This window comes from Paenibacillus pseudetheri (assembly GCF_924513355.1).
Taxonomy (GTDB): Bacteria; Bacillota; Bacilli; order Paenibacillales; family Paenibacillaceae; genus Paenibacillus_AQ; species Paenibacillus_AQ pseudetheri.
Map to the genome: position 1 here is coordinate 121,141 of NZ_CAKMAB010000007.1, position 22,946 is coordinate 144,086.

24 protein-coding genes and 1 riboswitch are annotated in these 22,946 nt (G+C 42.9%); of the genes, 7 read left to right on the top strand and 17 right to left on the bottom strand.

Annotated features, from left to right (window positions below):
* The first annotated feature begins 97 nt into the window (after positions 1 to 97).
* Positions 98 to 201: riboswitch (TPP riboswitch) on the top strand.
* A 268-nt stretch (positions 202 to 469) separates the two neighbouring features.
* Genes L1028_RS08750 through thiE form a run of 6 tightly spaced genes read left to right on the top strand, consistent with a single transcriptional unit; the run spans position 470 to position 5,281 of the window.
* Positions 470 to 1,165, top strand: coding sequence for an ABC transporter ATP-binding protein (locus L1028_RS08750; RefSeq protein ID WP_234533068.1), 696 nt, complete (start codon positions 470 to 472; stop codon positions 1,163 to 1,165).
* Positions 1,146 to 1,919, top strand: a complete 774-nt coding sequence (locus L1028_RS08755; protein ID WP_234533071.1) for an ABC transporter permease — start codon at positions 1,146 to 1,148, stop codon at positions 1,917 to 1,919. Before L1028_RS08750 ends, L1028_RS08755 begins: the two co-directional genes overlap by 20 nt.
* A complete protein-coding gene (locus tag L1028_RS08760) occupies positions 1,916 to 2,950 on the top strand; it encodes an ABC transporter substrate-binding protein (protein WP_234533073.1) in 1,035 nt (344 codons plus the stop codon). Before L1028_RS08755 ends, L1028_RS08760 begins: the two co-directional genes overlap by 4 nt.
* Positions 2,951 to 2,990: 40 nt before the next feature.
* The gene (gene thiM / locus L1028_RS08765; protein ID WP_234533075.1) at positions 2,991 to 3,785 is read left to right on the top strand and encodes a hydroxyethylthiazole kinase; all 795 of its coding nucleotides are present in this window, start codon (positions 2,991 to 2,993) and stop codon (positions 3,783 to 3,785) included.
* Positions 3,786 to 3,807: 22 nt separating this feature from the next.
* The gene (gene thiD / locus L1028_RS08770; RefSeq protein WP_234533183.1) at positions 3,808 to 4,635 is read left to right on the top strand and encodes a bifunctional hydroxymethylpyrimidine kinase/phosphomethylpyrimidine kinase; all 828 of its coding nucleotides are present in this window, start codon (positions 3,808 to 3,810) and stop codon (positions 4,633 to 4,635) included.
* Positions 4,616 to 5,281: a thiamine phosphate synthase gene (thiE, locus tag L1028_RS08775; RefSeq protein WP_234533077.1), complete on the top strand. Its 666-nt coding sequence runs from the start codon at positions 4,616 to 4,618 to the stop codon at positions 5,279 to 5,281. Before thiD ends, thiE begins: the two co-directional genes overlap by 20 nt.
* On the opposite strand, the gene L1028_RS08780 is transcribed toward thiE, so the two are convergent.
* The 13 genes from L1028_RS08780 to L1028_RS08840 all read right to left on the bottom strand — a co-directional run bounded on the left by L1028_RS08780 (position 5,262) and on the right by L1028_RS08840 (position 19,282).
* On the bottom strand, positions 5,262 to 5,954 hold the full coding sequence (locus L1028_RS08780; protein WP_234533078.1) for a pseudouridine synthase: 693 nt from the start codon (positions 5,952 to 5,954) through the stop codon (positions 5,262 to 5,264). The genes thiE and L1028_RS08780 overlap by 20 nt on opposite strands.
* 114 nt (positions 5,955 to 6,068) lie before the next feature.
* Positions 6,069 to 6,251 carry a DUF3934 family protein gene (locus L1028_RS08785; RefSeq protein WP_060622334.1) on the bottom strand — a complete coding sequence of 61 codons (183 nt, stop codon included), beginning with the start codon at positions 6,249 to 6,251 and terminating at the stop codon, positions 6,069 to 6,071.
* Positions 6,252 to 6,325: 74 nt separating this feature from the next.
* The gene (locus L1028_RS08790; RefSeq protein WP_234533079.1) at positions 6,326 to 6,724 is read right to left on the bottom strand and encodes a hypothetical protein; all 399 of its coding nucleotides are present in this window, start codon (positions 6,722 to 6,724) and stop codon (positions 6,326 to 6,328) included.
* A gap of 116 nt (positions 6,725 to 6,840) precedes the next feature.
* Positions 6,841 to 7,926: an aspartate-semialdehyde dehydrogenase gene (asd, locus tag L1028_RS08795; RefSeq protein ID WP_234533080.1), complete on the bottom strand. Its 1,086-nt coding sequence runs from the start codon at positions 7,924 to 7,926 to the stop codon at positions 6,841 to 6,843.
* Positions 7,927 to 8,051: 125 nt separating this feature from the next.
* Positions 8,052 to 8,654 carry a response regulator transcription factor gene (locus tag L1028_RS08800; protein ID WP_042187498.1) on the bottom strand — a complete coding sequence of 201 codons (603 nt, stop codon included), beginning with the start codon at positions 8,652 to 8,654 and terminating at the stop codon, positions 8,052 to 8,054.
* The gene (locus tag L1028_RS08805) at positions 8,654 to 9,790 is read right to left on the bottom strand and encodes a sensor histidine kinase (protein WP_234533184.1); all 1,137 of its coding nucleotides are present in this window, start codon (positions 9,788 to 9,790) and stop codon (positions 8,654 to 8,656) included. The genes L1028_RS08800 and L1028_RS08805 overlap by 1 nt, the downstream gene beginning before the upstream one ends.
* Before the next feature lie 161 nt (positions 9,791 to 9,951).
* A complete protein-coding gene (desA, locus tag L1028_RS08810) occupies positions 9,952 to 11,016 on the bottom strand; it encodes a Delta(5) desaturase DesA (RefSeq protein ID WP_234533081.1) in 1,065 nt (354 codons plus the stop codon).
* 169 nt (positions 11,017 to 11,185) lie between these two features.
* Positions 11,186 to 12,784: a response regulator gene (locus L1028_RS08815; protein WP_234533082.1), complete on the bottom strand. Its 1,599-nt coding sequence runs from the start codon at positions 12,782 to 12,784 to the stop codon at positions 11,186 to 11,188.
* A gap of 16 nt (positions 12,785 to 12,800) precedes the next feature.
* Entirely contained in the window at positions 12,801 to 14,147 is a 1,347-nt protein-coding gene (locus L1028_RS08820; protein ID WP_234533083.1) for an ABC transporter substrate-binding protein, read from the bottom strand.
* Between the two features lie 33 nt (positions 14,148 to 14,180).
* On the bottom strand, positions 14,181 to 15,905 hold the full coding sequence (locus L1028_RS08825) for a sensor histidine kinase (protein ID WP_234533084.1): 1,725 nt from the start codon (positions 15,903 to 15,905) through the stop codon (positions 14,181 to 14,183).
* 83 nt (positions 15,906 to 15,988) lie between these two features.
* Positions 15,989 to 16,852 carry a carbohydrate ABC transporter permease gene (locus L1028_RS08830; RefSeq protein ID WP_234533085.1) on the bottom strand — a complete coding sequence of 288 codons (864 nt, stop codon included), beginning with the start codon at positions 16,850 to 16,852 and terminating at the stop codon, positions 15,989 to 15,991.
* A complete protein-coding gene (locus tag L1028_RS08835) occupies positions 16,849 to 17,802 on the bottom strand; it encodes a carbohydrate ABC transporter permease (RefSeq protein ID WP_042187483.1) in 954 nt (317 codons plus the stop codon). The genes L1028_RS08830 and L1028_RS08835 overlap by 4 nt, the downstream gene beginning before the upstream one ends.
* Positions 17,803 to 17,926: 124 nt before the next feature.
* Entirely contained in the window at positions 17,927 to 19,282 is a 1,356-nt protein-coding gene (locus L1028_RS08840; RefSeq protein ID WP_234533086.1) for an ABC transporter substrate-binding protein, read from the bottom strand.
* Positions 19,283 to 19,523: 241 nt separating this feature from the next.
* Here L1028_RS08840 and L1028_RS08845 point away from each other — a divergent pair, with 241 nt between their 5' ends.
* Positions 19,524 to 19,736 carry a hypothetical protein gene (locus tag L1028_RS08845; RefSeq protein ID WP_060622323.1) on the top strand — a complete coding sequence of 71 codons (213 nt, stop codon included), beginning with the start codon at positions 19,524 to 19,526 and terminating at the stop codon, positions 19,734 to 19,736.
* Between the two features lie 72 nt (positions 19,737 to 19,808).
* Here L1028_RS08845 and L1028_RS08850 read toward each other — a convergent pair whose 3' ends face one another.
* The 4 genes from L1028_RS08850 to L1028_RS08865 form a co-directional block, all read right to left on the bottom strand.
* Positions 19,809 to 19,973, bottom strand: a complete 165-nt coding sequence (locus L1028_RS08850; RefSeq protein WP_234533089.1) for a hypothetical protein — start codon at positions 19,971 to 19,973, stop codon at positions 19,809 to 19,811.
* Positions 19,974 to 20,117: 144 nt separating this feature from the next.
* Positions 20,118 to 21,011 (bottom strand): polysaccharide deacetylase family protein, encoded by an 894-nt coding sequence (locus L1028_RS08855; protein WP_234533091.1) that lies wholly within the window; start codon positions 21,009 to 21,011, stop codon positions 20,118 to 20,120.
* A 122-nt stretch (positions 21,012 to 21,133) separates the two neighbouring features.
* The gene (locus L1028_RS08860; RefSeq protein WP_234533093.1) at positions 21,134 to 21,727 is read right to left on the bottom strand and encodes an LOG family protein; all 594 of its coding nucleotides are present in this window, start codon (positions 21,725 to 21,727) and stop codon (positions 21,134 to 21,136) included.
* Between the two features lie 88 nt (positions 21,728 to 21,815).
* A complete protein-coding gene (locus tag L1028_RS08865) occupies positions 21,816 to 22,922 on the bottom strand; it encodes a stalk domain-containing protein (RefSeq protein WP_234533095.1) in 1,107 nt (368 codons plus the stop codon).
* Positions 22,923 to 22,946 lie beyond the last annotated feature (24 nt).

Consider the following 22,946-nt stretch of genomic DNA (forward strand, 5'->3'; position numbering starts at 1 on the left):
CTTATATTACCCATTCTTAGAATAATCCTTCATAAGATCCTCTCTTTACATCTCAGAAAGATATGGTATATTTATAAACAAATTAAATATGGACCTGTTATTTCACTAGGGGAGTCGGCCGACTGAGACGGAGCTTCAAGCTCCGGACCCTTGGAACCTGATCTGGATCATACCAGCGGAGGGAAGTGGAGCAGAATTTTCATCCCATGCATTTTTAGTGTTCCTATGCAGAATGAACTTTTTGACCCATTTATTTCCCACCGGAAATGAATGGGTCTTTATTTGTTTACATTCAATCACAAAACTTAAGCGTATGCTTCCGAAGCAAGTTTTGTTTGAAGCCACACAAGAAGTTTATCAATCACAAAACTTTTTAGGAGGTTCGATCATCACGACAATCCTATCCATTCAAGGCTTAACCTACTCTTTTCCGGAATCAGAACACCCCCCTGTATTCGCAGATCTATCCATGGATATCAGGCAAGGAGAGTTTGTCTCTGTCATTGGGGCTAGCGGATGCGGAAAAAGTACGCTTTTCAAAACTATAGCAGGCTTGCTCGAACCCACTCATGGGAAAATAATAATTCATTCGAACTCGTCATCCTCTACTCGCTTAGGTCAGATCGCATACATGCCTCAGCAGGATTTGCTGTTGCCTTGGAGAACCGTGCTCGACAACTGTCTTTTGCCCTGGGAGATTAAAGCAAGGTTTAGCAAACAACAGACGATCTCTCACATTCGGAAAATGCTGTCACACTTCGGTTTGGCCGATGTAGAGCAGGCATATCCCCATGAGCTATCGGGTGGCATGAAACAGCGAGTCGCATTTCTACGAACGCTTGTAGCTGGTGGCGGGGCCGGTCTTATGCTGCTAGATGAGCCATTTGGAGCGCTCGACGCTATGACCAAACGTGAGATACACCGTTGGCTGTTGGAGCTTTGGGATGAGCTGGGTCAAACAGTGATGCTCATCACTCATGATCTAGAGGAAGCGCTATTACTAAGCGATCGGATTTATTTATTGTCTGGAGGCGTGCATAGCGAATTACAGGAGATCGTCGTTGATTTACCAAGGCCAAGACATTACAAGCTGAACTATGAACCCCGGTTTATAGCGTTACGGGAAGAGTTGGAGCGGAGACTGTATGCAGCCCATACCTTTTAAAAAATATCTAAACAATTACGGCCCCTTCATTCTACTGCTGTTGTTCATTCTTGTGATCTGGGAGTCAGCTGTTCGTCTTCACTTGATTCCAGCCTTTATCCTACCTGCACCTTCTTCAATAGGTATCGCATTGATCGAACACAGGCAATTACTCAGACCGCATTTATTGGCGACACTGCAGGAAATATTGGTAGGTTTTGTTCTCTCGGTTATCTGTGGTTCACTGCTGGGCACCGGAATGTTCTTGTTTCGCCCCCTTGAAAAGGCCATCTATCCGTTCCTTATTATCAGTCAGACGATCCCGTTAATCGCGCTATCCCCCATTTTTATTATGTGGTTCGGGTATACGCTGTGGAGCAAAGTGGCTGTTGTCTTTCTAACTGCCTTTTTTCCAGTCGTTGTGAGTACATATGACGGACTTCGTACAAGTGGTCAAGCCTACAAAGACTTATTGTTAACATTTGGCGCAAACCGCTGGCAACTGCTTTCTAAAACCCAAATCCCGTTGGCGCTGCCCTCCTTTTTCTCAGGACTAAAGCTATCCATTGTGTACTGCGTAATTGGAGCAACCATCGGCGAATGGCTCGGAGGCAGCAAAGGACTCGGTTACTTTAGCCGAAGGATGGCCGGAAATATGCAAAGTGCTGAAATGTTCGCCGCTGTATTTCTGTTGTCCGCGCTCGGTGTAGTGTTGTTTCTGATGATAGCTCTGCTCGAACCATTATTTTTAAAGAAAAGAGGATCTAAGCAATGAATGATTTGAACTCCCCAAGAAAATGGCTTATTCCCGTATTTCTCATATGTTCAGTCCTAATCTTCACCAGCTGCGGAAAAGCATCCAATGTTAGTAGTCCTCCTACTAATTCATCTAATAACGAAATTAAACAAACGCACAAGCTGACGATTATGCTCGATTGGTATCCCAATGCCGTTCACTCTTTTTTATATGCCGCTGAGCAGAATGGTTATTTCCAAGAGGAAGGCCTGGACGTAGAGATCCAAATGCCCGCAGACAGCAACGATGCACTGAAACTTGTGGCAGCGAATAAAGTCGATTTAGCGCTTAGTTATCAACCTCAGGTGCTCATGGCACGCAGTGAGAACATTCCAGTACGTTCGATTGCAGCGATTGTGAGACATCCACTTAATCATTTAATGGTACCTCAGGCTGGAGACATCCATAGTCCTAAAGACCTCTCAGGTAAACAAATTGGGTATTCTTCCATTCCTCTTTATGAGGCCATGATTCATACGATGATCCAAAACGATGGGGGTGACCCTAAGGCCAGCAAATTAATCGACGTAGGCTTTGACCTTATTCCGGCGATTGCGACGGGGCAAGTGGATGCCATTATGGGAGGGTTCATTAACCATGAACAATTAATCCTGGAAAAAGAAGGTCATCCCGTTAAAGGGTTCAATCCCACGGACTACGGTGTACCCGATTATTACGAGCTAGTCCTTGTCGCCAGCGATCAAGGACTACAAAATTCTGAGTCCTATTTCAAAAAGTTTCTAAATGCAATTACTAAAGGACAACAATTTGTGCTGGAGAATCCGGAAAAAGCGTTAAATTTGCTGCTTGCACACGAAGATGAGACCTCTCCACTCGATAAGAAAATTGAAGAGAAGAGTCTATCGATTCTACTACCGCTAATGGATGCGGGTGACCAAGATTTTGGATATCAAGAGTCCGCCTCTTGGGAAAAGGTACGACAGTGGCTATCAGACAATGATTTACTGTCTACTGACATCAAAGCCGAGGATGCTTTTATTAATCTTTAAACATTAGCTTTTCGTTTATAAAACTTGAGGAGGAATTATCATGAGTTATCTATCCAAGGTTCGGGAATCCAATCCACTGGTCCACAATATCACCAACATCGTCGTAGCCAATTTCTCGGCCAACGGTCTTTTGGCGCTCGGTGCCTCCCCCTTTATGGCAGATGCTCACGAGGAAGTGGTCGATATCGCCGCATTTTCATCTGCCGTAGTTCTAAATATCGGCACACTGAATGACTACGCCATTCAATCCATGGTGCTCGCGGGACAATCTGCGAATAAGCACGGCGTTCCCTTAGTTCTTGATCCAGTGGGTGCGGGAGCCACTTCTTATCGAACAGCGGTCACTCAAAAGCTGGTGAATGAGATGCAAATTACCGCTCTGCGAGGGAATGTAGCGGAAGTTGCCAATGTCATTGGTGAAAGCTGGTCTATTAAAGGGGTAGATGCAGGCGAAGGGGATGGCGATATAGTTGTCTTGGCTGAGACAGCCGCTCGGAAGTTAGGCTGTGTAGTTATCATCACCGGAAAAGACGATGTCATCACAAATGGAGATAACACCTACATTGCCAGCAATGGTCACCCAATTCTAACGAAAGTAACGGGAACCGGTTGTCTGCTAAGTGCAGTAGTCGGTGCATTTCTAGCGGTAAGTGAAGGAGCATCTCTTGAAGCCGCAGGCGAAGCTCTCTCCTTCTATGGAGTGGCTGCTGAAATCGCCGCTGAACTAACCACTGGACAAGGTACGGGTAGCTTTCAAATCGAGTTTCTAAATCAATTGAGCTTGGTCACAGCTGAAACTTACCAAGATAAATCAATAATCAAGCAACTCAGATAACAACCCTAAGGAGAGAACAATGATGATATCTAAAGCTTTAACCATAGCCGGCTCGGATAGCGGTGGTGGCGCTGGCATCCAAGCAGATCTGAAAACCTTTCAGGAGCTTTCTGTATATGGAATGAGTGCTATTACGGCTGTGACAGCCCAGAACACTCTCGGAGTTCAAGGCGTTTATCCGTTGACACTGGAAGCTATTACTCAGCAGCTTGATTCCATTGGACTTGATCTGAAGCCGAATGCTGTGAAGACCGGGATGCTTTTTAACAGTGACATCATACGTATCGTAGCAAAGAAGATCCAGCAATACAGCTGGAGTAATCTTGTAGTTGATCCTGTAATGGTTGCTAAAGGGGGTTCCACGCTGCTACAGCAAGAAGCTGTTCAGTCCTTAATCAATCATCTCCTCCCGCTAGCCTTAGTGACGACACCCAATATTCCAGAGGCTGAAATGATTACCAACAGGAGCATCACTACTATTGACGATCGTAAAGAAGCGGCTAAAATCATTCATGCCATGGGCTCTAAATATGTAGTGCTAAAAGGAGGGCATGATACCTCAACTAAGGCTGTTGTGGATCTCCTATATGATGGTCACGAATTCATCTTTATGGAGAATCAACGAGTTCAGACTAGACACACGCACGGCACAGGCTGCACCTATTCAGCAGCAGTCACTGCCGAGCTTGCCAAGGGCAAAACCGTTCCCGAAGCAACACACATAGCTAAAGCTTTTATACAAGCGGCGATTGAAGACGAGCTGGGCATAGGGGCTGGACATGGACCTACGAATCATTTTGCATATCAGAGTAGATTGCGAGGGATGAACCTTGAAGCAAATAGACAGTGATCAACTTCGGGAATTATTAAAAGTCTATTTCATTATGGGCAGTGTGAATTGTCGGATAGCCCCAGCTAAGGTATTAAAAGAAGCCGTCGCAGGAGGCATAACGATGTTCCAATTTCGTGAAAAAGGTATGGGGGCACTAACTGCCCAAGTTAGATTTAATCTAGGAAGACGGCTCCAAAAAATATGTCGTGCTAACGGGGTCCCTTTTATCGTTAATGACGATATTGATCTGGCCATCGCCCTTGATGCGGACGGCATTCATGTAGGACAAGATGACACCCCTGCGCTAGCGATTAGGCAGCTGCTTGGTGAGGATAAGATCGTTGGTGTGTCCGCTCATTCGCTCGCCGAAGCTCAGCAGGCGATTGCGGATGGAGCCGATTATCTGGGTATTGGTCCTATTTATCCTACCTCTTCCAAGGAGGACGCCCGCGCTGTTCGAGGCACATCGGTTATTGAAGAAATACGAAACAGCGGAATTACGATTCCTTTGGTCGGCATAGGCGGGATCACGGTGGACAATGCAGCACCAGTACTAGCTGCGGGTGCGGACGGTATATCCGTTATCTCAGCTATTGCGGGCGCAGAAGACATCACCTTGGCAGCCAGAGGATTTGTTCACGAAGTTAATTTAAGCGGGTCATAAGCTCACTCCGCTCTTCACCGCTCAAATGCCGCCATTGTCCCCGCTCCAAACTATCAAGTGTAATATTCATGATTCTTATACGCTCTAGCTTTAGTACTCTATATCCTAGCTCCTTGCACATTCTGCGTATTTGCAGATTAAGGCCTTGAGTTAGGATAATTCTAAACTGACATTCCGCGATCCGATAGACCTCACAAGGTTTTGTTGTGACACCAAGAATATCCACACCACTAGACATTGCATGTATGAACTCTGACGTTATCGGCTTGTCTACATGAACTACATATTCTTTTTCATGCCCATTCTCGGAACGCATCATTTTGTTTACGATATCTCCATCGTTGGTTAACAAAATGAGGCCTTCCGAGTGTTTATCTAATCTGCCGATCGCAAAGATCCGTGAGGGATAACCTACAAAATCTATAATATTCCCGGCTACATTTGGGGCAGCTGTACAGGTAATGCCTATCGGTTTATTCAACGCGAGGTATACCGGCTCCCCTTTACTGCTTGTTATGGGCTCTCCATCAATCCATACAATATCCTCTGGCTCTAAAAGAATATTCGCATCACAGACGATACCATTAACAGCGATTCGGCCTGCGGCAATAAGTCGTTTCGTTTCTCTTCTGGAACAAAATCCAGTTTCGCTTATATATTTATCGATTCTCAATAATGATCCTACTTTCCATCTGATACTGATACTTGCTTATATCCATAAAAAAACACCTGATTTTAACGATCAAAATCAGATGTTAACTTTCAGGAATAACCCAGTTCAAGGGAGCTATTTGGTGCTTCCGCTTTTTTTCACGTTATTGCCCTTGCTTCCACTTGCATCTTTAGCGCCTGGACCCGTGGTTGGAGCACCTTTTGCAGGTTTAACTGGCTTTGCTGTTTTGTTCCAGCGTGTCCAGCCTTTACTCCCCGTACCTCTGCCCGTGCCGCCACCTTTACTTTTTGCACCCATCATATCACTCCGTCAGTCATTCAGAATTCGTATAGTTTATACACTTCATCTATTTTACCACACTCTCACTCTGATTAGAATTCAGCATCTTTATTCATTTCATGAATATCAAAGGTATCTTCATGTATTTCAATGGCGATGACAGTACCCTCTTTTTCAAAAAATTGCACATGCCCTAACCGCTTGTCCTCCTGCTCCTCCCAGCCAGCATCCTCTAATTTATTAAAATAGCTTTCAGGCCGGTAAAAACCTTGTTCTCCCCCTATATTATCCAATTCGTACTTTACGCCTATTTTTATATTAGGGTTACTTGAAGTTGTCGTCACTTCGATTTCCTTGGCGTTCTTCGGAATAGGAATTTCAGCATTTATAGAAGATATTCCGTACTCTTGGTCCTCTTGAGTTGATGATGTACACCCGCTTGTGAATAGTATTAAAGGTAACCATATAAAAGCTAATAAATATTTATACAAGTATATCAGCTCCTTCCCTAACTTATTTCACCAAATCAATCCATTAAAAAACACCCCACCAAAGACTAGGCTTTGATGAGGTGTCTATTTCGAATCAGCTTTACAGCTCATCCATTTTATTTAGGCTGAATATAACCTTCCGCTTTCAGAAGCTCAGCGATCAATACAGCACCACCTGCTGCTCCGCGCAGGGTGTTATGGGAGAGACCTACGAATTTGTAATCATAGATGGCATCTTCGCGCAGTCTGCCCGTCGATACGCCCATACCATTCTCAATATCACGATCCAGTTTGGTCTGTGGACGGTTCTCCTCTTCGAAATAAGTAATGAACTGTTTAGGGGCGCTAGGCAGTTCAAGCTCTTGAGGACGTCCTTTGAAGCTATTCCAGAGTTTCAGAATCTCTTCTTTGGATGGCTTTTTCTCAAAAGAAACAAATACAGCAGCCATATGTCCATCTGCTACAGGCACACGGATACACTGCGAAGTAATCGTAGGCGCTTCACTTTTTACGATACCTTCTTCTTGCACGCTTCCCCAGATACGCAACGGCTCTTGCTCGCTCTTCTCTTCTTCGCCACCAATGTAAGGAATCACGTTGTCCAGCATTTCAGGCCAATCAGCAAAAGTCTTGCCCGCACCCGAAATCGCTTGGTAAGTGGTGACTACAACTTTGGAAGGGTTGAATTCTTTAAGTGCATGAAGCGCAGGCACATAACTTTGAATGGAGCAGTTAGGTTTAACCGCAATGAAACCAGTCTCAGTTCCCAGACGTTTTCTTTGCTGCGCAATAACCTCAAGATGCTCTGGGTTAATCTCAGGAATAACCATAGGCACATCCGGAGTCCAGCGATGCGCTGAGTTATTGGAGATAACTGGAGTACCCGTACGAGCATAAGCTTCTTCGAGCGCTTTGATCTCTTCTTTTTTCATGTCTACTGCGCAAAAGATCAGGTCTACGTCCGCAGCTACTTCTTCTACCTTAGAAGCATCTTGAACCATAATATTCTTCACGTTCTCAGGCATTGGAGTGGATAGCTTCCATCTGCCCTTGGCCGATTCTTCATACGTTTTTCCAGCAGATCTAGCACTGGCAGCAATCGCAGTTACTTCAAACCAAGGATGATTCTCTAGAAGGGCAATAAAACGCTGACCTACCATTCCTGTGCCGCCCACTATGCCGGCTCTTAGCTTTCTTGACATCAGAAAATACACTTCCTTTTGATTAACTGTCCTATTGTGAATAATAGGCCGATAATTAATGATATACGGATGGAGATCATTTGGCGAGTGTTAACATCAAAATAACATTAAAAAATTAAATATTTTCACTTAAACCAGCCTTTTTCCTTAAATCGAGTGATTGCTTCAATCCGATTCCCCACATCCAGCTTATCGAGGATAACAGAGATGTAATTCCGTACCGTACCAGTGGTAATGTACAGCTCACTGGCAATTTCTTTCGTATTTTTGCCATCGGCGATCAGGCCAAGTACTTCCTTCTCCCGCTGAGTCAATGGATTCACTTCACCGCTGTAGGCTTCATCCATCAGCTCCGGTGCATACATGCGTCTGCCTGCCATAACATTCCGGATAGAGAGTGCCAGCTCTTCACTAGGACTGTCCTTCAGTAAATAAGCATGAACACCCGCTTTGAGCGCACGTTCGAAATATCCCGCTCGTGCAAAGGTCGTTAATATCATTGTTTTGCAGCCGCTAGTCTTCAGGGCTTCTGCAGCGTCAAGACCACTCATTGCCGGCATCTCAATATCCATGATACAGATATCCGGTTTAAGCTGCTGAACCATCGCTACAGCTTCTTCCCCATTACTTGCTCTGCCCACGACCTTCATATCCTCTTCTAAATCGAGCAAAGAAGCCAGCGCCCCGAGGAGCATTCGTTGATCCTCAGCGATTACAATTTTAATCATTATAGGATGACCTCCTGTTTCTGATGATGGAATGCATTGGGTACCTTAATCACGATTGTAGTACCGCCATTTCTCACGATATCCATACAGCCATTTACAAATTCAAGACGTTCCCTCATGCCTTGCAGCCCGTGACCTTTGAAATAAAGATCATTCCCAGGTATACCGGTCCCATCATCTTTCACTTTAATGACTAGATCCGTTCGTGAGGGTTCAATCAGAATAGAGCAAGACTTTGCCCCACTATGCTTCACAACATTAGTGACAGCTTCCTTTATACACATGCTAAGGACATTCTCCGTGATCAATGAGGTGTTTGTTAGCTTCGGATTCCCCTCCAGCATATAATCAATCTCCGCAGCCGCAAGGAACTGCTGAATATGAACCAGTTCATCTTCAAGCCGAATGCCACGCATTCGCGTAACCATTTCACGAACCTCTTTCAGCGCACTTCTCGCCGTTTGTCGTACATCATTGATCTCTGCTTTTGCTTGGGTAGGATTAGAGTCGATTAGCTTCCCTGCCAAATCACTCTTCAGACCAATTAATGAAAGCTTCTGACCTAATGTATCATGGAGGTCCCGCGAAATTCGTTGTCGTTCTTCAAGCTTAACGAGTTCGGATATTCGCTTATTAGCGTCCTCCAATTGGTCTTGCAGCTTCTCTTGATTGTTACGGTTGTAGGTAGTGATGGGTAGAAGAATCACTGCAATCATACTAACAAGTACGAACGGAAGCTGACTAATAAACACTGAATTACGCGAGAGCAGCTCATAATTGATTGTAATGATCGTAGTTAACAGATGTATGGAGTACAGTGTGAAGAACCCCACTCGATTCTGTATGTTCCCAATAAAAAAGGCTAGAAAAAGTGCAAAATACATATATCCGAACAAAAGCGTCATCGTTATAGACACTAATATTTGAACACTCGTCCAGAAATAAACCAGCCACCCCTTAGAAACAAAGGAAAGCACATAACAAACAAAAAATACAGCGATCATCAAGATTCCCCAAACTACTTGGTAGGTAGAGGAGGAGCGAAATATAAAATAAAACGGTAGAATGTAAAAAACGACCCACACATAAGGGCTGAGACCTGTGCTTTTATGAAAAATATGATGCCACTTTTGCATGACCGCTCTCCTTTTTACCATACATTACTCTCCTTATTCTAGCACAAATTCAGTGAAAATCTGTTGAACCACTGCGATAAATAGAAAAAGATTAGAGCCACGAATGATTTTTCCGGCTCTAACCTTTCTATATAATCCTATTTTGTTCGAACCTATAGTTATTATTCTCCTTGGAGTCTAGACTTATGAACTTGCAGGACTTCTCCCGCTACCTTAGGTTTGCTTAGTCTCGACTTTACCTCTTTAAAGCTGATGAAGCACTTATTCTCCTCATCCCAAAGACGGAAGTGTAGCGCCTTCAGGCTAGTGCTAAGCGTTATGGTCGTCGCCTTTTGCAATGGTGGCGTAGCATTATGTGCTTTTTCTAAATTATAGTTGGGTACCTTTGGACTTAAATGATGGACATGGTGGAACCCGATGTTCCCTGTGATCCATTGCAATAGTTTAGGTAACTTGTAATATGAGCTTCCCTCTACTGCAGCCATAACATAACTCCACTCTGATTCATTCTCGAAGTAGGAATCCTCAAACTGATGCTGAACATAGAACAACCATATTCCGAGAAAACCAGATACAAAGGCTATAGGCAATTGCACCATGATAAAGGCTTGCCAGCCGATCGCCCAAATGAGCAAACCATAGAGAGCTGCGATAGATACATTTGTTAAATAGGTATTCATCCGCTCTTTACGTCTAGCGCCTTTTGCATTAAACCGATACTGAATCATAAAAACAGCAATAGGTCCTAAACCGAACATCACGATTGGATTACGGTAAATCCGGTAATACAGACGTTTCCAGAATGAAGCTTCTTCATATTCGTCAACAGTCATAATCCATATGTCGCCAATCCCTCTTTTATCGAGGTTACTGGAGCTGGCGTGATGAATGGAATGACTATGCTTCCACTGACGATAAGGAACAAGTGTTAATACACCTGTGATCGTTCCGATAATGTCATTCGCTCTACGATTCTTAAAGAACGATCCATGTGTACAATCATGGAAAATAATAAAAGTTCGAATTACAAATCCTGCTGCAGGAATGGCCAACAAAAGGGTGAGCCAGTAGGAAACGGATAAAGAAAAATAAGCTCCTCCCCATAACAGCACAAGTGGCCCTAAAGTATTAATGAGCTGTCTTATGCTCGCGTTGCGGTCGTTTTTTTCATATGGGGCTACACTTTTTTTAAGACTGGAGAGCTGTGATGTCTGTTTTGTAGTCATCTTTATCGTTTCCTCCTTGATGTGTCTGGCTAAGGATCTTTTTATATATCCTTAGTATAGGAGATAAAGTGTCATCCTATAAGTCATAAACATCAAGTATAGGGTATGATAAATGTCATACTTACGCCCTTTTTTTCCAGTTTAGCTATGCATTCCGTGTACTTCTTCGTTAATTAACCTGCCTTGTATGCTCTTCACGATATTCCGTTGGCGTCTGACCGCTTGCTTTTTTAAAGACTTGAGTAAAATATCGTGGGTCCTGATAACCAACAAGCGGGGCGATCTGATACACCTTCACATTACTACTTTGCAATATATCCTTCGCCTTCTCCATTCGACAGTGAGTCACATACTCCAAGAAGGTATAGCCTGTTATTTGTTTAAATAACGTACAAAAATGACTGACACTAAGATCGGCAAGCTCCGATACTTCTTCAATACTTAAGTCTTTATGGTAATTACTCTCGATATAACGTTTCGTCTTCTCGATGGAACTGCGTGTGTCCTCCCGATTCACAGGTTTACTTCCTTGATCTAATCGTTCCCCAAATTCTTCCTTCAACGCAGTCATCATCTTGCTCAGGGTCCCCAAATGGTGCAGCTTGCTTAGTAATCCATGTAGAGACCAATCCGAATTTAGATTCAAATGTTCAAAATGTCTGTATAACACAACAACCATTTCCACAAGAAGACGTTCTGCTATCTCTTTAGGAATAGCTTGAGCTTCAATATATAATCCCAACTCATCAAACAATGATGACATTTGGTTTCTATTCAAGGTACGAATACTCTCTATCAGCGAGGTCTCCAGCTCTTTTGGATATTTCACTTCTGTATTGCCTGCGATGGATGTTTCCTCATCTATAAACACCCCGGCAAGACCATAATAGAAACGTTGATACAAAGCCTTCGCAGCCAAAGGATACACCGCGCTTAATTGATCAATCCCTTGTGTACAGCGGCTGATTCCTACAGAGCAGCTTAGCTTGGAGTATCTTTTGATCCCAGTAATTAAATGTTCACCTAGTTCTCTTCTGCTCGTGCTTAAAGATCCAGGAAAGAGCAATATCCACTCTCCGTTATGAAAAGGAAAGACTGTAAGCACTCCATGCTCCAGCGACCACTCTTCAACAATATTACGGATCGCAAACAACCACAGCCGCTTTTCTTCCACGCTCCACTGCCCAGTAAGCACAAAATAATCATCCAATTGGACAACAGCCATGAAATATCCGCTCTCAAGCTCACTGTTCTCCAGCCATTTCAGATGCTCAAGCGGCCTTGCATTTCCCAAAGTGATTTCAGCAAACATCCGTTCACGGGCTAGCATCGACAGCATCTGCACAGAATGCATCATCTGATCGTTCTCTTTCTGCTCATCCAGCCTCGTTTTCGCTCGGTATAGCATTGCAACCAGTTCGTCATGGTCGATGGGTTTCAGCAAATAATCAAAGGCTCCTTGACGCAAAGCTTCTCTCGCATATTCGAATTCCCCATAACCACTTATAAAGATAAATACCAGCTTAGAATTCTTTGGTAATACTTCCTTCATCAAAGTGATTCCGTCAATCACAGGCATACGGATATCGCTGATTATAATATGTGGTGTAATTTCTTCTATTAAGCGGAGGGCTAGTTCTCCATTTCGAGCCTCTCCCACAATTTCCATCTGGAGATCATCCCATGGAATAGCTACTTTTAGACTACGAAGAATAATTGGCTCATCATCTACGAGCAGTACTTTATATTTATCTTCTATCTCATCCATTCCAGCACCTCCATGCTTATTGAACACTTGAGTTTTGGATCAGATTCCAGTATTCCATCGATGATGCCTGCACTAGCTTTAAAGCGTGATCTGCAGACATTTCTTCGTTAATCATTTTTTCGATGACACTTAGGAACATTTTCTTAACTTCAGGTGATAATACGTTATCGTAAGGCACAAAGCTCTTGCGGTTCTCTTCCATCATTTCCATCACTTGCGCGAATACCGGACCGGTCTTCTCCGGATCAAAAGCAATACGAATAGATGGAATTCTCAGTCCTTCATATACAATTCGGGTCTGAACTTCTTGCGTGTAAAAAGCCTTCATAAGATCCAAAGCGGCTTCCCGTTTAGCTCCATTTAGTTCGGAGGAAAGACCAATGCCGATGGTATAGCCTCCTGCAATCGAAGGCTCCTCTCCTTGCTTCAAGGCAGGAAAGGGAATAACGCCTACCTCATTCTGAAAATCAGTTGGAGCCGCACTACCAGAAAATAAATTGATATCCCAGTTCCCGTTTAAATACATTGCAGCCTTACCGCTTGCAAACAAACTTACTGCATTTTCAGTTGAGAGATCATTAGACTGGGGACTAAAGGCGCCTTCTTTTATCCATTGATCCAAATGCTCAAAAGCCTTTAAATAGGACTCATTCTGAAAGCTCGCTTGATCTTCACCTGTAATTAGCTTCTGAATCAGCTCGGAGCCAGCATAACGATCCATTAAATAATGTGCAAAGATCCCGGCGGGCCAACGATCCTCGTTCCCGAGTGCAAACGGAATGTATCCTCCAGCCTTGAGCCTCAGGATGACATCATCGAGTTCCTGAAGCGTTGTAGGTGCCCCGAGACCAAGCTTGTTGAATATAGTCTTATTGAAATACAGCGGTTCAGCGTTTCCTTCGATAGGCAATCCATAAATATGGTTGTCAAAGGTCCATAGATGCAAATCCTTGAATTGATTGGTTAGACCGTTCTCTCGGACAAAATCAGACAGATCAACCAGTCGATTAGAGCGCACATATGGCTCAATTTCAGCGCCACCGAATAAGACAAACATATCGGGTGGCGTCCCAGTAACCATCTCGCTTTTCAGCTTTTGTTCACGGTGAATCGTCTGGTCTAGTCCTTCAAAATTGACCTTCACATTCGGATGCGCAATTTGGTATTTATCCACAATCTCTTCAAAGATAGCCAGCAGTGGCCGATCATGCTCTTTGATCCAGAAATGACGGAAAGTCAGCGTTATTTTTTCTGTTGAATTATCTTCAATCGGTTCGTGATCTCCTAAAGTAATAAATAGAACAGCGCCAGATATCAGCACTAGATATATCCACATCCAACCCCACTTCAATAACCACTTCATGTCAATCTCCCCCTGTTTCCTCTGTATGATCGATTATGGCAGTATTTTTGGTATTCGGATTCGAATCGTTGAACCAAATCCAGGGGATGAACACACAAGTAAGCCATATGGACTGCCGAATCTGATATTCAGGCGCTCATGAACATTCTTAAGCCCTACGCCACTGTCACTATATTTCTTCTGGCCGCCTCCCTCGTTATCCCATAGATTCATCATCTTGGCTAAGTCGAAGCCCGGACCGTTATCTTTTACGATAATGATCATATCCGTACCCATTTCATAGGCTGTGATTTCTATGATTCCAGGGTCCTCCATCGGCTCAATCGCATGGTACAATGCATTCTCTACAATGGGCTGAACAATCAACTTTTGAGTCATAAACGTTCTAAGACCCTCAGGAAGATTTATAATATACGAAAATTTATCCTCGAAACGGAACTTCTGAATATCCAGATAATGGCGAACATGTTCAAACTCCATTTGCAGCTTTATCAGCTCTTGATTCTGACTAATACTGATTCGCAGCAGCTTGCCGAGTGAAATGACCATTTTACTAATATCTTTATTACCTTGCAGCACGGCCATCGAATTAATCGATTCTAGTGAATTATAAATAAAATGAGGATTAATCTGCGCCATTAATGCCTTCATTTCCGCTTCCTTTTTGCGACCCTGCTCCGTCTGCACTTGAACAATCAACTCGTTAATCTGTGTGCTCATCCGGTTAAAGCCATCAATCAGCAAATCACTTTCATCATCCGCACGATAACGTGTAGTGATAGGTGTAAAAATCCCCTGCTTCACCCGTTTCATCCCGTTGACCGCGCTGTTAATGCTATAAACGAGCCTTCTAACAAAATATCGGTCAAACAAAATTGCGGATAACAATGAAACCGTACTCAAAATAATCGCAATATTACGAATAGATATAGATTCCGAAGAGATTAGATTCATCGGTGTAATCGCTGCCAAATACCAGTCTTTATTATGTGAAGGAAGGAAGGTTATGAGTGATTTTTCCCCCTGATAGTTGTCTATGTAATAGTTTTGTTCCTTGGCATAATCATTTTCTAAAAAAGGGAACTCCGTGCGTTGCCCAATATGTTCACCAGATTTGTTAAAAACGATATTCCCAAGCTTGTTCACCAGCAGAATATCACCCTTCTTAAGCGTTGCTGCCTCCCAGAAAATCTGATCCAGTAAATCAGGTTTAACATTAACGACCAAATAGCCTATATCTTCAAGAGAATAATAATCTTTGATTACTCTGGCTTGCACAACTACCGGATGACCCGATACCGCTGAACCGTTCTCACCGGGCCCTGACCATACAGGGCGTCCCTCCGCGCTTTCCATAGTATGAAACCAACTTTGCTTCTTCATCTCCTCAAAAGACATCGGCGCATTGTATTGATAAAGCAACCGATCTTTGCTATATAAACTAAATGAAGTAATCATCGGATGATTAATGAGTAAATTGTTGAGTTCCTGCTTGCGATCATAGGTGAGCACAAAGTTAGTCTGCTTGAGCGATTGTTGTATCACCGGTTGTGTGATCACAGAATTTGTGATCGAGGAGATTTCACTAAGAGCGAATTTGAGCTTTCGATCCGTTTCGAGCAATGAAACCCAGTAGAAGTTACTTGATTTTTTCTCCATAGCGTTAGAGAAGTTGACATAAGTAACAATCCCCATCAGAATCACCGGAATAAAGACGAGAAGAATAATAGCGAACAAGATTTTACGGCGGAGCTTCATGATATTCCCCTTCCCCCTGCTGTCTCTGTCCTCTAGTATTCTTCACGAAACCGCCTATTCCCTTGTAAAGGTTAAAAGTAAGATCAGCTCTTTATAGCTCCTGAGGTAAGTTCCGCAATCACCCAGCGACTAAACAACAGGAAAACGATCAGCAGTGGCAAGGTCGCCGTGAATGTAGCTGACATGATCATTCCATAATCGAGACCGTCACGATTGGAGAATAACTGCTGGAGCGCGATTTGTATTGTAAAATGTTCTTGATTCTTCAACACGACCAAAGGCCAGAAGAAGTCATTCCATACGGTCATAAAATTCAGTATGCCTAGTGTAGCCATCGCTGGAGTGATAACTGGAATGGCGATGTTCCAAAAGATCCGGAAATGTCCGCCGCCATCAATCCGTCCAGCTTCGATCAGTTCCGTATGTACAGCTGTAGAGATATACTGCCTCATCCAAAAGATCCCGAAGGCATTAACCATAGCCGGTACGATCAGTGCCTTGAAAGAGTCGATCCAGTGGAGCTTGGCCATAATTACGTAAGTAGGTAGCACACCAAGCTGCTGGGGTACAAATAGAGTGGCAATTACAAAGTAAAATAGAATATTTTTAAACGGAAATTCATATTTAGCAAAAGCATAACCAGCCAGGGTACAGAAAAACACGACCGATATGGTTACCATGGACGAGACGAATAAAGAGTTTCCTAGCGCTTGGAAGAAATCCGTTTTATCTAGAACCCGCTGGAAATTATCAAAAAACTGGTTCCCAACTGTAAGCAAAGGGGGTACATGGAATACTGCGCCCCTATCATTTGTGCCAACTACAAACATCCAGTAAAAAGGAAAGATGGACACGAGTGCACCAAGAATCAGAATGAGATAAAATCCTACTTTGCCGAAAATCCCAAGATCATCCGGATCTTTTTTTAATAGACGCACAGTACTCACGCTTTACCCCCTCCTGTATCTCCACCCATGCGGCTTGAAACCAGCATATTAAGGACAGAAAATATAATCGTGACCACAAACAGTAGGACTGCCGTAGCCGCCGCCGTACCGAAGAATCCATTGCGGAATGCCTCGCTGTACAAATAGGTAACCATAGTGATGCCTTCCTGGCGTGTAGATCCCGTTCCTGATTGTCCTAAGAATACATAAGGCTCAGTGAATAGCTGCAGGGCGCCTATAGTCGATAGCAAAGTGACAAATACGATGAACGGTTTCAGTAATGGCAATGTAATGAAGGTTAATTGTTGCCTTCTGTTCGCTCCATCAATACGGGCTGCTTCATACAAATCCGTCGGAATACTTTGAAGTCCTGATAGAAAAATAATGGCATTATACCCTGTCCAGCGCCACATCACCATGGTAGAGATCGCGATTTTGACCCCCCACCAACCAGAGTTGAAGGCCACACTATCAAGCCCTAAACCACTGAGCATCCAGTTAATCATCCCGTTGTTCCCAAACAGCGTACTAAACACCAGGGTAACAGCAACGATAGATGTAATATTAGGCATAAAAAAGAGAACACGGAACGTTTTCTTGAAACGAGTCATTCCCGAATTCAACAAAACGGCAATCAAAAGCGCCAATAGGATCTGTGGAACCGTTCCGAGCAGTCCCATAATTAAGGTGTTGCTAAAAGAAATCCAAAAGGTAGGGTCGCTTGTGACTAATTCATAATTTTTCATTCCTACGAATTTCATAGGATTCAAGGCATCCCATTTAAAGAATGAGAGGTAGATCGTAAAGAAGATCGGATATAGTCCAAATATCGAGAACAGAATAAAAAAAGGAGAAATGAAAGTATAAGCAGTGATGCGGCTCCTTCTTTGTTCAGTTAAAAACGGGCGCTTGCTCTCGGCATGCGGACTCGAAATAACAGGCTCAGCCATGTCACACCTCCAGGTAATCTAATGTGTCAGCATAAACGTCTTCGGCATTAAATCCGAATTCATAGAGAATACCGTTCTCCATGAATCCGGACCTTCTAGAAATAGAATGCTTATATTAGAAAGCTTAACTGCGTTCAGCCAGTGTTTTCGCTTGTTTTACAGCTTCATCCCACTCTTTAGCCGGATCAGCCTTTTTCTCCAGCACGTTTTTCAGTGCATTTTTGAAGAAAGTATCGGTTTGGTCATGAAGAGGACCGTAGTATACAGGTTTTACACGATTAGCAGCTTTACCAAATTCAACAGCCGTTTGTTGGCCACCGAAGAATTCATCTTTGAAATCTACGAATGCAGGATCTTCGTACAAGGCAGGAATAGAAGGCATCAATCCTTTTGTTTTGAATGATTCCAGTTGATTATCCTTGTTATCCATCCATGCGATAAAGTCATAAGCTTCTTTCGAATGTTTGCCTTCCTTAGGCAGTGTCAGGAATGATCCTCCCCAGTTACCGGCACCTTCTGGAAGCTGCGCGATTTTCCATTTTCCAGTGGAGTCTGGCGCGTTACTCTTCACATTCCCTGCCATCCAAGCAGGTCCCATAACTACTGCAAACGATCCGTCGTTCATGCCTTGGCCCCATTCAGGAGACCATAACATCACATTGCTGATCCAGCCTTCCTGGATACCTTTTACAGTGAAATCATAAGCTTTGCGAACTTGTGGATTGGTGTCTCCGATAAAGCTGCCATCCGCTTTGCTGAAATAAATTTCGTCTGCCGATTGATCGCGTAAAGCGTTAAATGTAAGGTCTGTAAGATCTACAAAAGGCTTACCTGTTTTTTCCTTGAATGCCTTGGCTACAGTTGCGAACTTATCCCAAGTATCAATGGCTCCTCCGAATCCTTCTGGGTCACTTGGCAATCCGGCTTCTTCCGCCAAATCTGTTCTGTAATATACAACCGTTGGACCGATATCAGTGGGTAGACCCAGTTGGAAGCTGCCATCTACGGAAGAGGCTTGTTTCCATTTCCAATCCAAATAGTTCGCTTGAATATCTTTAGCCCCAAGATCATTCAGGTTATAGAATTTATCCTGTGCATTGATAAAACGCTCCATGAAACCGATTTCAAGTTGGAAAATATCTGGTGCGCCCGACCCCGCCGATAAAGCAGTGGTCAAATTATTATGGTGAGCCGTTTGGTCACCGGTATTTTGAACCTTGATCGTAACGTTTGGATGTTCCTTCGTGTACTCTTTCGCTAGATCCTCGTAGTTCACGTTACCGAGTGTCCAGAAAGAAAGTTCGATTTTCTCAGCAGGCTTAGTGCCCTCGTCTTTTGCAGGTTCACTTGTGCTTGCTGCGTTGTTACCTGTATTTTTACTTGATGCATTATTCTCGGCATTGCTGCCTCCGCATGCTGCCAGTGAACCTACGAGCATGATAGCGACTAACGAAAGCGCCAAGTGTTTTACTTTATTCATTCCCCTGTACCCCTTTCAAAGGTTTCTCTTACAAGATTTAGTGTACAGGGTTTATATTCTTTTTTTGAGGAGGCAAACTTCCGATTTATGGTGGAAATACTTACGAACTCAAGATCAGCCTATCCAAATAGGGTCCTCATAAAATAATCGTTAGCTCTAAGGAGATTGAATTTCTTGTGCTTCCGCAGGTATACTATTTTTATTTCTAACTTCATTACATGATCAAAGGAGTTTAATATCTATGCCTATTAACCGCCCGCTATTTACAGACAGTGATTTTCAAGAAGCCATTGACCGAAAATTACCTGTCCGAGTATTTCAGGACGATCATTTGGTAAATTCAGGAGCAACAGTTGTCCGCTTCACTGATTTCGATGTCGTTATTCAGTCGAGAGTTAGTGATCTGACTTACTACTCTCGCAAGAGCTGCCAATTCTTTGAGGTTAGGCCCTAAAAAAAGCCGGAACACAGTGACCCCTAGGATCATTGCATTCCGGCTTTTTTCAGCAGACATATGTAGTAGCTTTTACTTAATATTTTTGTATGTGCCATACACTTTCATTTTCTCATTGAGAACTTCCTGAAAACTCTGCTTCTTCTTATTAGATCTCTCTTGCTTAGGATTGACCACGGGCTGAGGTCTAAAAAACTGATGATTGTAAGCCATAAGTTGATGTACGATCACATTCATTGGATTTCAAACTCCTTCCGTGACGTTCCTGAAATTTGCGTTTCTGCTTCATCGCTTATAGGTATTTACCCAGCTGCTCCAAAGTTTAAACAGTTTCATCACATTCTGATTAAACAAATTAAAATGATCCCTTTTTGCAATGCGCTAAATAGATCTTTGTAAATCGCGAATGTCTTTCCACGAAATAAGTTTAATCTGCTCATTATTAATCACTTGCTTAATATCAATGTCATTTAGAAGAAGATATTCCAATTCTCTTTCTGTATAACATTCCGTTATCGCTATTAACTGCTCAGTTATTTTAGATGGATGTAAAGTTAACTGGGTTATTCCAGGCTTTAAATTCTTTATTACTTCAGTTAATTCCCTTTTCATTTTGCTGTACGCATCAGTGGGGTTAAAACAATATGGAAGAGAAACTATATCATCGATTAATAGAATGTTCCTCTCTTTTGCTGAAGAAATTCTTTTTTGAAACATTCTCAATTGATCATTATTAAAAAATGGTTGTTCTACTATCCTAGTAGGTAAATTAAAGGGCAGACGGTACTTTTCACATAGATCAAATGTTATTTCTAAAAAATCTCGCCCTGTGAATAACCCCATAACACTTCCTCCATGACTATCCAGATGAGTTGGCTCAATGTCATGAACAATTGCACTTTGGATCTGCGATTCTATCTCTAAACTAACCTCATCATCAGCTGCGTTTCTCTCCAGAAGAGTGGCATCTTGATGAAAATACCCTTCCTTTGTAATTAAACTATTTAAAACTCTTTTTTGAAATACGGGTCTATACGGATGTTTCTCGCCACTTGTTAGAGTTAGATGAATGCCAATATTTTTTATTCCTTTCCAATTACTAATCTCCATTGCTTCATTTGAGTCTTTACACGGGATCATAATAGATGTGGATGTTATAGCTTTTTCTTCAAATAAATTAACAATAGCTTCATTAGTTCCTTTAGTTATTCCAAAATCATCTGCGTTAATAATTAACAAACGGTCGTCAGCCGCAAAACCTAATTCTCTAATCATAGACCTTCCTCCTATTCATGAGTGATTATTTCTAAAAAATAAGGACGTAAACACCGTGAAGTGTTTGCGCCCTTATTGTGTAAACCGTTTAATTGCTCCTTAGAGCAGTGGAAACCTAAAATCTAGCGCTGTGATGGATATCTAACATTTCCAATACCTTTATTACTATGATCAACTTGACCTCTCATCAGTTCAAGCAAATATTCGGGATCAGAGTTCATATCTAACATTTTTAACGCATTTTTTGGAGCAAACCCTTCACCTACACTATGAGAAATCATGGCTAGCAATGGATTAAAATAACCTCTTATATTCAGCAGCCCTATAGGCTTCTGATGAATCCCAATCTGCATCCAGCATAGGATTTCAAATAACTCATCAAAGGTTCCAAGACCACCTGGCAGGGCTATAAACGCATCAGCCATACCGCTCATAATGGCCTTACGTTCATGCATACTAGAGACCTCAATCAGATTCGTTAGCCCAGTATGCCTGATTTCATCATTAAAAAGATCCACTGGCATGATACCGACGACTTCACCACCATTTGCCAACACTCCGTCAGCCACCTGTCCCATAAGGCCATTTCTTGAACCTCCATAAACCAGCCTACAACCTTGTGCAGCTATATGATAACCCAATTCTCTAGCCATTTCCGTATATTCTGAGTTAAGACCTGGATTCGAACCGGCGAACACACATATTGTAAAAGCCATACCTATCACTCCAGACTGGTTATTATGGTTCAATTGAGATAATTCACTTATTGTACAACAGAATATTAAAACACGTGTTAAATGAAAGTCATCTTTTTGTTTGTATCGTTAATTGGTACAGTTTACTATTCCACTCTGCAGTAACACCTGTTGCCTTAGCCAAATCTGCAGCTGGAACAAGTGATGTATAACTTACTTTAATGGCTCCCTCTTTAAAAATGATTTTCTTTCCTTCTTTCGAGAGCGTCATATCCCCGTCCCATGAGAGGGTATAGCCCAGATTTTCCGCCACTTCCCTGATCGGTACTCTTACACTTCCATCCAAGAATATAGCAGACTGTGCGGAGTCGATCTTCTTCCCATCCACGATTACAGTAACAGGCTTCAAGATAGGAGATACAGTAAAAGGACGTGAATCAAGCGCACTGATCCCAAGTTGACCAAACATATTCGTCCCCCAAGCCACTGCTGTTCCATCCTTCAAAACTGCATATTTACTATTTTCCCCCGTGGCAAAAGAAACCGGATTGCTCAAGCCTTTGATTTGTTTAGGCTTAGTAAAGATCCATTTACTGTCGGTTGATGATTGGGTACTCCAAGTCCAGACGGTGCCATCTTTTTTAACAGCTACAAAGCCACCTAAATCCAGCGTAAGTTTGGAGATCGGCTTTATGACTGTGATCTTTTGCAGACCTTGCAATAAAGTGCCAGCTTCCCATACCCAGTATTCTCCTTTTTTATTGGCAACAAGATTGAACCCATTTTTCGTCTGAACAGATACAATATCCGTAAGACCTGGCATCTTCTTCATCGTGATTTCATTATAATTATTGCCGTCAATCGTTCCCCAGACGCTTCCACTCTCGGTTAAAGTCAGAATACTGCGATCGCTCATAGAAACGGACTTCACATGGTACAAATCCTTAACTGGTGTCGGTTTCTTCACCGTTTTTGCATTCTCTATTTGCGGGTTAGCGCTCCAAGTCCACAGGGTACCGTTAGTTCGAATCGCGGCCTGATAAGTACTGCTCCCGATCCACCTCACCTCACTTAAACCCTGCACCTTGGTGGCAGCAGGCAGCTCTGTATAACCTACATCAGTGATTTCTGGAGGATTCCACTGGAGTACGCTTCCATCCTTTCTCAAAGCTAAGGTATTGTGTATGCCTGAAGCTATACTGACTACATCGGTCATCCCAGTGATAACCTGAGGAGGCAG